Source organism: Ruegeria sp. CDSB136 (genome assembly GCF_059610965.1).
Genome location: NZ_JBXWOP010000043.1, coordinates 1 through 10,770 on the forward strand (window position 1 = coordinate 1; position 10,770 = coordinate 10,770).

The 10,770-nt window shown below is 54.8% G+C and carries 10 protein-coding genes and 1 pseudogene; 7 read left to right on the forward strand and 4 right to left on the reverse strand.

The features are described from left to right. Nucleotides 1-544 precede the first annotated feature (544 nt). Nucleotides 545-918, reverse strand: a pseudogene (locus tag AC2FIR_RS23635) (transposase); the annotation flags it as partial. Between the two features lie 219 nt (nucleotides 919-1,137). Then, a complete protein-coding gene (locus AC2FIR_RS23640) occupies nucleotides 1,138-1,749 on the reverse strand; it encodes a VPLPA-CTERM sorting domain-containing protein (RefSeq protein WP_496763416.1) in 612 nt (203 codons plus the stop codon). A gap of 512 nt (nucleotides 1,750-2,261) precedes the next feature. Here AC2FIR_RS23640 and AC2FIR_RS23645 point away from each other — a divergent pair. The 6 genes from AC2FIR_RS23645 to AC2FIR_RS23670 all read left to right on the forward strand — a co-directional run bounded on the left by AC2FIR_RS23645 (nucleotide 2,262) and on the right by AC2FIR_RS23670 (nucleotide 6,768). Next, nucleotides 2,262-2,429: a hypothetical protein gene (locus AC2FIR_RS23645; protein ID WP_496747661.1), complete on the forward strand. Its 168-nt coding sequence runs from the start codon at nucleotides 2,262-2,264 to the stop codon at nucleotides 2,427-2,429. Then, the gene (locus AC2FIR_RS23650) at nucleotides 2,422-2,613 is read left to right on the forward strand and encodes a hypothetical protein (protein ID WP_496763418.1); all 192 of its coding nucleotides are present in this window, start codon (nucleotides 2,422-2,424) and stop codon (nucleotides 2,611-2,613) included. The genes AC2FIR_RS23645 and AC2FIR_RS23650 overlap by 8 nt, the downstream gene beginning before the upstream one ends. 39 nt (nucleotides 2,614-2,652) lie before the next feature. Continuing rightward, nucleotides 2,653-3,957 (forward strand): DUF6538 domain-containing protein, encoded by a 1,305-nt coding sequence (locus tag AC2FIR_RS23655; RefSeq protein WP_496763420.1) that lies wholly within the window; start codon nucleotides 2,653-2,655, stop codon nucleotides 3,955-3,957. Further along, a complete protein-coding gene (locus AC2FIR_RS23660) occupies nucleotides 3,954-4,130 on the forward strand; it encodes a hypothetical protein (protein WP_496763426.1) in 177 nt (58 codons plus the stop codon). The genes AC2FIR_RS23655 and AC2FIR_RS23660 overlap by 4 nt, the downstream gene beginning before the upstream one ends. A gap of 120 nt (nucleotides 4,131-4,250) precedes the next feature. After that, nucleotides 4,251-4,475, forward strand: coding sequence for a DUF1413 domain-containing protein (locus tag AC2FIR_RS23665; RefSeq protein WP_496763429.1), 225 nt, complete (start codon nucleotides 4,251-4,253; stop codon nucleotides 4,473-4,475). Between the two features lie 1,405 nt (nucleotides 4,476-5,880). After that, on the forward strand, nucleotides 5,881-6,768 hold the full coding sequence (locus AC2FIR_RS23670; protein ID WP_496763435.1) for a LysR family transcriptional regulator: 888 nt from the start codon (nucleotides 5,881-5,883) through the stop codon (nucleotides 6,766-6,768). Nucleotides 6,769-7,443: 675 nt separating this feature from the next. Here the strand turns inward: AC2FIR_RS23670 and AC2FIR_RS23675 are convergent. Continuing rightward, nucleotides 7,444-8,805, reverse strand: a complete 1,362-nt coding sequence (locus AC2FIR_RS23675) for a metal-dependent hydrolase family protein (RefSeq protein ID WP_496748144.1) — start codon at nucleotides 8,803-8,805, stop codon at nucleotides 7,444-7,446. Between the two features lie 143 nt (nucleotides 8,806-8,948). Between AC2FIR_RS23675 and AC2FIR_RS23680 the strand changes: the two genes are divergently transcribed. Next, nucleotides 8,949-9,953, forward strand: coding sequence for a helix-turn-helix domain-containing protein (locus AC2FIR_RS23680; RefSeq protein WP_496748142.1), 1,005 nt, complete (start codon nucleotides 8,949-8,951; stop codon nucleotides 9,951-9,953). A gap of 236 nt (nucleotides 9,954-10,189) precedes the next feature. Here the strand turns inward: AC2FIR_RS23680 and AC2FIR_RS23685 are convergent, their stop codons facing one another. Further along, a complete protein-coding gene (locus AC2FIR_RS23685; protein ID WP_496747673.1) occupies nucleotides 10,190-10,381 on the reverse strand; it encodes a hypothetical protein in 192 nt (63 codons plus the stop codon). Between the last annotated feature and the right edge of the window lie 389 nt (nucleotides 10,382-10,770).

The following is a 10,770-nucleotide window of genomic DNA, read 5'->3' on the forward strand; positions in this document are numbered from 1 at the left end:
GGGGCATTTTCCGTAGCAAACGGGTGCCACGGGTGTCGAAGTATCGATGTCTTGAAAGACTGGCTGGGGTGGTAGGAATCCTTGCCGGCCGATGAAAGCTAAGAGCTTTTCCGACCAGTGACCGGAATTGGGGCGGTTTCGGGGGCGGAACGAGGTCGAAGGACGAGTGAGCACGGGGTATTTCGAGGGTGAGCAGGGGGCATTTTCGACCGCCGGAGAGGCCGCTCACTGGCGCTTTAGGTACAGCTTACGAGACCGCTAACCTAGACCGCTGGAGAGTCGTTCCGGGGTCTGACGGGTGGTCGCTGGTGCTGGCGGGGGGCTGGGGCGGAAACTTGTAATGGCGCTCTGTGTCCCAGTTCACAGAACCTCTCGTTCATCCAAGTTAACGTAACGTCATCAATGGGAGGCCGCAATGCTTCGTAATGCTTCAAATACCTGGCACACTCGCACCGGACACGCAGTAACCATGATCCACCCAGTTGTACGTATCTTGCGTCATTGCACCCAGATGCAACGCCAAGTGAACCGCTACCACTGAATTCGAGCGATGCTGCCCCAGCACCCGGCAGATCCGGCGGTCCGATACCTTCATCTCGGCTCTGATCAGGTCGATGCAGGCACGCCGTCGGGCGGGGCTCAGAAGTTTCCCCGTGCAGCTTCCTTCAGGATGAGCTTGTCAAGCGTCAGGTCAGAAACAGTCTTCCGCAGACGCTCATTCTCCTTCTGCAGGCGTTTTAGTTCCTTCAGTTGGCCAGTTTCCATCCCGCCATATTGCTTGCGCCACCGGCAATAGGTTTGTTCCGTTATGCGAACCTCGCGGATCGCATCTACACGCATCATTCCCTGGCCGACAAGCACATCAACTTGCCGCAGCTTCTGAACTATTTCTTCCGGCCTATGTCTCTTGCTCGTCATTCTCGGCCCTCCGTTTCTCAAGCACAACGATGGTCCAAACCAAATGGGGCACTCCATTTGGTTGCGCGGGTAATGGTTGACTGAACGCTCAAGTAGCACATTCACTGCTTTCAAAGAAAACCGCCTGTTTGAAGGAGCGGTCTCTCGACAATGTTGGGCAAGGGCTGATTAGATGTCTACTTTGCCCAGCACAGGGCTTATGCGCAACTTTGGTCTTGTCTAGATGACTGCCGGGGCCACCGTTCTTGGTGAAACGGTTGAGCAACTGCGAGATATTCTCATGCTCCGCCACCTCATGGCACCAAGCGTTCCAACTGCACCAATGAGCAACAGAATGCTTGTAGGTAGTGGCACTGGCGCAGGCGCAACCGTGCCGTAGTTACTCAGCGCAAATGGACCCCTTCCGGACTTTGTGAAGCTAACCGTATCAGACGCAGAAGACAGGAAAAATGCGGTCGCCGTACCGTATTTAACAAAAAACAACCCATTGGACACATTGAACGAGTAGTTCTCGCTGTTCCCGGTGCCCCCAAGGCCACCTCCACCTAAATCAAATTTAATTACATCCGAGGAAACGCTCGAATACCCGATGTTGGTTAGATAGGATGCGATATTTGCCTCATTTGCACTTCCGATAGACAGCCCGTGAGAAAACATCGAATCCAAACTTCCGTCTTCAAGAATTCCGACGCAGGAGTTACACCTCACGGAGAATGAAGCCGACGATTGATCGACAATGTTCACAGTCAGTGCATTTGATGCTGTAACTGAAAGCATCAACGACATAGTAGCCGCAAGGACCCTGAAAAAAGCACCAGCAAACAACTTCATGAATCACATCCCCCAACACAACATCAATTTTGTAACACAATCTGTTCTGAAATTGGATTTTTTCAAGTCTGCGACCATGGGATTAAAACATTGAATTAATTTGCATATTTTATGGAAACGGTTTGTTTCCAAATGGCGAATAATATACTAGGGTCAGGACCCATTGAGTAATGCTTCTACGGCGGTGATGGCGATGTTTGCGGCATTAAACGGCGCAGTACTTTATGGAATCGTCGTTATGGGGAATCCCTTCGACCGGATTGTCGAAGTCACACCAGTTTCACTTGAAAAGGTGATCGAAAGATCATTCTGAAGTTTTGCTTGCACAAACAGCTTAGATAACCGCTTTAGGCGGTTTCGTTTGTTTTATTAAGGCGGTTCAAGTCGCTTACCGCGAATGTCGGTTCCGTCCGCAAACCCGCCATCCGCGCAGAAAACCTGAATTCCGCTCCCCCAGAAAACCGAGCAACCTCCTGCATCTAAATAAAGAAGCAACTGCAGGAGTTTGATCCATGAAGTATCTGTCTGCCCTCGGCGTTCTCGTCGGGGGTTTTCTTTTGCACCCACCGCCCAAGGCCGTCCTGACGACTATGCTCTGGGTGGTCTCTCGGTCCCATCCCGCTGTCTCAGCGCTGGTTCTGCTGGCGGTCCTCTGGACATGGAGGTCCGACAATGACTGAGTTGAAACTGAACCCCGGTGACGTCGTGGTCATCCGGGCCTTCGATGACGTCCCTGAGCATCTGTTCCGCGTGGAGGAGGTGTTTGAAGACTGCGTGACCGGCTTTGCCGTCACCGGCCCACTTGCTGGTACCTACGGCGAACCGGATCGGGAGATGATCGTCCGGCGCGTCCCTGACGCCTAACGGCAATCCCTAACAATCAACACTGAAAGGAGGAGACTCATGTCTGCTCACATTCGCTATGCCTATCTGAAAGGCCATACGTGGTTGTTCAGACGTAACTATCCCGTTGACGTGGCTCTCGCGCTGGGCGCTCAGGCGCTGAAGCAGAGCCTCAAGACCGGAGATCGCAATACTGCCCGCGTCCGAGCCGCTGAAGTCAATGCGCGGTTCGAGACACTGGTGGAACAGGTTCGGTCGCAGGCAGAAGAAGCCCTGTCTGCACCGGAGACCAACGCTGACGTTCCTGATTGGGTCGACCAACCAGAGTCGTCTCTCGTCCGTCTCCGGGCCACTCTGGAGGACTCTGGATGCAATCTGGAGCGGTCTAAGTTCATCAGGCCATTAGCGCCGGTGAAAGTGCCGGTTCGTGATCTGAGCCGAGCCTATCTGAACAAGCGCAGTAACGAACTACGACCCAGCGGATTCAAATCGGTCCGATACTCTGTCGGGTTATTCACCAGTCGCTTTGGTGACCAGTCAGTTTGCAGCCTGACCAGAGCAGACGGACGAGAGTTCCTGACGGCAATAGCCCAACTGTCTCCGATGATTGGCAAGTCGGAGCGGACCCGTGGGATGACCCTGGACCAACTGGTTGCGTACTCGTCTCGGGGAACGGTGACCATAACGGCCAGAACCCAGCGCCGTATCTGGTCTCAGGTCAATCACTTCCTCGACTGGGTGGTCTACGAGGGGCATCTGGAGGTCAATCCGTTCAGGACTGTTCTCTTCGATCGCAAGGTGCGTCCTCAACCCTATGCAGTCCCCACGGACGAGGAAGTCGTGCGGCTGCTGGGTGCCAAGGACCGGGAACTGCATCCGGTTCTGCTGACCTGTCTGCTATCAGGAATGCGAGCGGGAGAAGCGGTTGGGCTGCTCCGGGAAGACCTCGTAACCAAGGGCAATCTCGGTTGCTTCGTTCATGTCCAACCCAATGAACTGCGACTACTGAAGACCGACGCGGCGGAGAGGCTGGTTCCGGTTCACCCGGTGCTGGATGAGACTTTCCGGCAATTGCCTTCGTCGGGGCCTCTGTTTCCTGATCTGACCGTAGCGCACGTCACCAAGGGGTTCGCGCGACTGCGACGGCGGCTGGGTCTGGAACGGCCGGGATTGGTGTTTCACTCGACCCGCAAGTGGTTCATTACCCAGTGCGAGCGAACGGGTGTCCCTGAGCACTTCACGGCCTCTCTAGTTGGTCATCAATCGGCGCGGTCGGAGAACGGGATCACCTACAGCATCTACTCGGCAGGGATCAGTGACGAGCAACGTCGGTCTATCGTCGACCAGATCAGACTTCCGGTATGACCTTCCCGGGCATTGACGCGTTCGAGGAGCGGGCTGCTATTGCCGAGTTCGATGGCGGTTGCACCCGTAAGGCAGCGGAAGATCTGGCGGCTCGGGCTCAGGGGTTCCGGGATGCGGAAGCCTACTGGCAGTGGCTGGCTGACTATGTCGTCAACCGAAGACCACCCTCATAAACAAAACCCTCGGCGGCCCTCAGCGGGTTGCCGGGGGTGTCCGCTTTGTTTTTTTCTTGCAGTTGGGTGGCCTCAAGGTCCAGTTTTCAGGGAAACTGAATACTCGAGGGCAAAGAAGTAATGTCACCTGAACAGTGGAATGAAATTGAATTAAGCATTACAGAGCTACCTGCCGGTGTCGACTTTCGCCTCTCGAACCTGCTGCAGAACTGGGGGCAACTAACCAAGCACCAACGATCAGTTTTCGGAAAGGAGTTTAGAGCTGCGATTGCTGATGGAAGGTTTCCCAACGTGGTCAACACTCGCCGGGATGCGCGAAATCAGCAAGTTTATATGAGGCAATAGAACATACCCCCAGCGCTTGCGCAGTCGCTGAGGGACTTGGGGTATTTATCTAAAGTGCGTAACCGCATTTAGGGCACTTCTCAATCCACTTCGATACACCTGCACCACAGTTAGGGCATTCATTCTCACCATAAAAACATATGCTCAGTGCCGTACTATTCAAAAGCGTCATGTCTATTCTCCCTCTTTAGACCACGTAAGCATAACCACGATTACTTGAATCGTATAACTAAACTTGCGGGGCACGCAATTTCAGGCGAATTCGCTGCAATCTAAGTACTCCGACCAAAGCCCCGACCCCGCCAACCGCCAGCGACCACTCGTCAGCCCCCGGAACAACTCGTCAGCGGTCGTCTCAGCGCCAGTGGGCGGTATCTCCAGCCGTCAGAAATGCCCCGTGCTGACCCGTTGACGCTCCATTCCGCCCGTCGCTTCACCCTCGAAATGCCCCCGAAACCGCCCCAGTACCGGCCACCGGTTGGAAAAGTTGATAGGTTTCATCGGTGGGCAAGGTTTCCTACCACCCCAGCCAGTTCATCGGAACATCGTTACTTCGATACCCGTGGCACCCGTTTGCCACGGAAAATGCCCCCGTTTATGCCCCAGTGGTTTCGGGTGTTCTGACTCCCCCTGTCACCCAACCTCTAGCAGGGTTTCTATGGGAGTGGGGAATAGGTATAAGTAATGAATAGAAACCGGAGGATAGAGAGACCCGAGTATCCTCCTTCCTGATCCGTAATACATAGAGGGAGGAGGAGGTTATGGGGGAGATAGAGAACCCATGGCACTCGCGACCGATCGACGTTCACCGCTGGTCGGATCATCCAGAGGTGGCAGAGTTGATCGACCGCATCTGGGACGGCTGGCGCTGAATGGGCTTGGAGAGGCATCTAGGCATGTCAGGTTCGAGCCCAAATGTGTAAGATGCTGCGTTCGGCTCGGGTGGCAGCGACCCGCAGTTTTCTGACTTTACGAGGCAAAGGCCGCTGGGCATTGCGGATCGGCACGACCGGCCCGATAGCGGCCATTCGACGGTCTGCAGCGGGTGGGGATTTGCGCTAAAGGTCCGCCCCGAACTAGTCAGTACCTGCCGGGATACATACTCATCATACTTTGGACATCGGCATCGCTGGAGAAGGCGTCCGGGTTGCGGGAAAGAACCTCCCTGATGAATTCCCGCCGGGACCGGGCGTCATCGGGCTGCGTTTCCTCAGTGCGGGGGTGCAGGGCGAAGTTGAATACACGCTGGATGAAGCCAGGAGCCTTTTGAAGCGGCGGGACTGTGCGGGTGCTGGTCATGAATGCATTCATCTCTCGGGCCTTTTCTGCTGCTGCGAAGGTTCTCCCACTGTAGTGGCTGCGGGATTTTCGGGTATCGGCCGCGGCGATGTGCTATTCTACAAAAATGAAGAGCGCATTCCGGAGCTGGTCAGAAATCAGGGTCTTTCTTGCCGTCGTGCGCGCGGGGTCCACCTTGGCTGCCTCGCCCCAGCTCGGCATGGCCCAGCCAACTGTTGCACGCCGCATTGAGGCGCTTGAGCATGAGCTTGGCATAACCTTGTTCGAGCGGGACACGCGCGGCTTCCGGCCGACCGCAACAGCGCGAGCAATCCTGCAGAAGGCGGAAGAAATCGAAGCGGCGGCGATTTGCCTGGCCGAGACAGTCGAAACGTTGCGCAGCACCAGACCGATCCGGATCACGGCCTATTCCGGCAACTTCTCGCCCCGGGTCGCAACGATCTTCAACGAGTTCTCTTTGCTCCGCCCCGATGTCAGCTTCGAATTCCTGCCCAGCGTCGAAGTCCTGGATTTATCGGCTGGCGAAGCGGACATAGCACTGCGCGTGACAAGAAGCCCTCCCCATCCGGACCTCATCTGCCGCAAGATAAGCACCGCGCGTTACGCGCTTTTCGGATCCCATTCATACGCCGAAAAACACGGGTTGCCGACCTCGGAAGAAGACTTGTTCAACCATACGTTTGTCAGCTTCCTACGTGAAGGTGTGCCGTCAGCCTTTCACGATTGGCTGATCCGCTATGCGGAACCTGATCAGATCAGGCAAACCTATTCCGAGCTGGACCTGATGCATGCCGCCATCCGGTCGGGTCATGGCCTTGGCATCATAAACGTGAAACTTGCCGAAAGCGACGACACGCTCATTCAATGCTTTGCGCCGCTCGAGGAGATGAACTCGGAGCATTTGATGCTGATTGCGCCAGAGGCTTATCGTCGCCCCGAAGTAAAGGCCTTCGCGAAATTCTTCGCGCCCCGCTATGCTGCCATTTTCAGGTAGAAGCTTCCCGTGAAACCGGAATAATGAATTGCGGCGGTCAACCACACTGATTGGGTTTTCATCCGCACACCGACTGTCTATGAATTGCGCCCCGAGCGACCGCTCTCCGGCTAGCCAGCCTACGCTTCCTCAAACGGAAATTCCCGTTGGTCACGTCCGATTCCGGCTAACTGCGGTTATAATCTCAACCGAGGCAGACGACCGCTCCGCCCGCATTTCGGTCGTTCGCCCAACCTCCTCCTCCCTCTGTGTATTATGGATCAGGAACAGGGATACTCGGGTCTCTCTATCCTCCGGTTTCTATTCATTACTTATACCTATTCCCCAGCCCCATAGAACCCCTGCTAGAGGTCAGGAAAGAGGAAGAGACAGGGGGAGGCAGACCGAGACACCACCCAGAGCATCGTCGTCAAGACAGCCTTGGGGGGTGGGTGCAAAAGAAAACCCCCGACGAGAACGCCGAGGGCAGACAGGTACTTCATGGATCAAACTCCTGCAGTTGCTTCTTTATTTAGATGCAGGAGGTTGCTCGGTTTATACGGGAGCGGACGTTCAGGTTTTTTGGTTGAATGTCTGGTTTGCGGACGAAGCGGTCACCTACGATCCATATTCAGCGTTGAACCCATTCTTCGCCTTTAACGGAAGATAGTCAGCGTTAGGACAGTCGGACAAAGATCAGATCTTCGACATGTGGACTTTGCCATCCTTCATGATCAGATCCAGAGTGTTCTGGTAGTCGATAACAACACCGATGTCCTCGGTCGGATCGCCGCCGTAGAGTAGTATGTCTGCCCAGGCACCTTCCTCGATGACACCGAGTTTGGCCGCTCGGTACGGGTTGCGTGAACGAGCGAGTTCGAAAAGCTGTCCGTTTGCTGACGTTGCTTGCTTGAGCATCTCCGTTGGTGTGAAGAACGGCGAACGCTGTTGGAACTCCAGCAAAACCGTATCCAGCATCGATGATGCCGCGTCGGTTCCCCATCCAATTTTGACACCGTACTGCTTAGCCCATCCCATAACTTGCTCATAACCGGCTACAACCTCCCCTGCTTTGCGCCGGTTTTCATCGGTGAAAAAGGGTACATCCATAAGTCCCACGGGGTTCGAGAGGCTGCTGAGCCACATGCCAGCTTCTGCCATCATCGCGACGGTTTCTTCGGACATGAGATGGCCATGTACGTTGTCCGCCACCCCAGCGCGGATCATGCGCTGAACGCTTTCGTCGTTGTAGGCATGACAAGCAACATAGGTATCGTAATCTGCGGCGGCTTCGACCGCTGCGCGGAATTCATCTTCCGAATAGCCGACCGATTCCAGCGGATCCTTTACGGACGCAACTCCACCGCCAGCCATGACCTTGATATAAGCCGACCCGTTTGCCAGAGCTGTTCGAACAGCCCAACGAACATCACTAGGACCATCCGCAAGGATGGACCAACCGGAAGTGAGAGAGCGGTTCGCATCGCTGGATAAAGACTCTGTTCCGCCGAGATACCTGAATCCGCCAAAGTCTCCATGTCCCGAGGTCGCGCCAACAAAATGCCCCGCAGACATGATACGCGGCCCTTCTATATGTCCAGCGTCGATCGCCCGGCCCAATTCAATTGAAGGCCCGCCGAGGTCTCGGATAGAGGTCACGCCCATGTCGATGAGTTTCTTGGCCTGCGGGATTGCCGCGTACGCTGTTGTGTAGATTGTCTCCGACAATACGGCCCGCAAAGGATCGACCGTAGGCCCAAGCATCACGTGTTGGTGCGAGTCAATCAAACCAGGTATCAAGGTGCGACCGCCGCCATCAATCTGCATGGCGTCTGGTGCTACGATGGGCTCGCGTGAGACCGTGGCGATAAACTGGCCTTCTACGAGAACACTGCCATTTTCAATAAGTGCGTCGTTCACGCCATCGAAGATTTTCACGTTCGAAATCAACGTTAAAGGAGCCGCTGATTGGGCGCGGGCAGGAACGCGAGCCGTAGCACTCAGAGCTATGCCGCCGATTATTACGTCTCTGCGGTTGATATAACCTGACTTCGCCATTCTTTTTTCTCCTGTCTCCGTTGATCGCAGCAAAGCACAAAAATCATATTGAAACCTGTCAGATTTGACGCCGGCGTGTAGGTTTCTTGTCTTTCATGACAAGAGTGGATTAATTTTCGCTAGTTTGTTTGAAGGAGGCTGTGATGGCACCTAAGCGAGCGGATGTTCCACTCATGCGCGCTTCTGTTCTGTCGCCATTTATTGATCGACTGACCAGCACCGATCGAAATGCTATTTTCGACCGGTTAGAAATGACCTCGGCAGATTTGGCATCGGGCGCTAAACTGATCGCTGCAGAAACAAGCTACAGGGTCGTGGAGTGGTGTGCAGACCTTTCAGGCAACAAGTACTTCGGACTAGAAGCCGGCCTTGCGCTTAGTGTCGAAGACTGGCCTCCATTCCGCGATGCTGCCGGAAGTTCGGTCACGCTAGTCGAATTCTTGTCTAAGTTTTCTGCCACTGCGTCACGTTATGCATCCAGTACACGCTATTCGCTAGAGTTCGGTGCAGAAGAGTGCATGTTCCGCCAGATGCGTACTTTTCGCCCGAGTGCTTTACCTGAGCAAGCCGATGCCTTCGCCGTCGGCCTCTTGGTCATATTGCTCAAAAGATCTGCTGGGAAAAGCTGGGATATGAACGAATTGCAGCTACAAGTCTGCGCACCCGAGTTTATTGACCATCGGGCGCTTGCGTCAGCAAGGAAAGTAGCCGGCGACCGAATGGGTGTATCATGTTCCTTTCCAATGGGGTGGCTGTGGGAGAACTGTGACTTCGCACAAGACGATTTAAAAGAGGCGCGCATCGAAACTGAAAAATTACCCAAGGAACTAGAAAGAATTATCGAACAAGTAATTATGTCCGGCGTTTCTGTTGCCGAGATCAATGGGGCACGCTTGGCTAAGGAATTGGGGGTCCCTGCTCGAACTCTCAGGGAACGGCTCAGAAAAAGCGGCACGAACTTAAGGAACGTCATCAACGTAGTCAAAAAAACAGAAGCCGAAAGACTCCTTGTTCAAAATTCAATGTCTGTGACGGATGCCGCTACAAGACTGGGTTACAAAGACCCGGCGAACTTCACACGTGCCTTCAAACGGCTTACCGGGAAAAGCCCAAAACACTTTAAGCGCGACTCAGTTGCATTCCAGTAACAGCTTGGCGGCTTGCGAAATTGAGAGCAAGAAATTGTCTCCTTTGGGCTCTCAGCAGCCATTCGCTGCACTAGGCTTGAACTTCCGCTCACCCCACCAAAGCCCCCGAACCGCCAGCACCAGCGACCCCCGTCAGCACCCGGATCGCCTCGTCAGCGGTCCAGTCCTACGGATGGGCATAGCGAATGTGAGCAGACATAGGCCTCCTCCTTTCAGTGTTGGAATGTGGGATGGGATCAGTTGGTTGAGACGAGCCTGACGATCATCTCCCGATCCGGTTCGCCGTAGGTACCAGCCAGTGGACCGGTCACAGCAAAGCCGGTCACGCAGTCTTCGAACACCTCCTCCACGCGGAACAGGTGTTCAGGGACGTCATCGAAGGCGCGGACGACCACGACGTCACCGGGGTTCAGTTTCAGCTCAGTCATCGTTGGGCCTCCACGTCCAGAGGACCGCCAGCAGAACCAGCGCCGAGACAGCGGGATGGGACCGAGAGACCACCCAGAGCATCGTCGTCAGGACAGCCCTGGGCGGTGGGTGCAAAAGAAAACCCCCGACGAGAACGCCGAGGGCAGACAGGTACTTCATGGATCAAACTCCTGCAGTTGCTTCTTTATTTAGATGCAGGAGGTTCCTCGGTTTTGACGGGCGCGGACATTCAGGTTTCTAGTGGGAATGGCCGAGTTGCGGACAAAGCGGCCACTCTTTGCAAGAAATGAAATTGACGACTAGTTGTGGTATTAATACAGATCAATATCCCTTATTTTTAGGACCTTCGGCTAAAGCTGCGACGGGACAGTCGCAATCTCTCCGACAT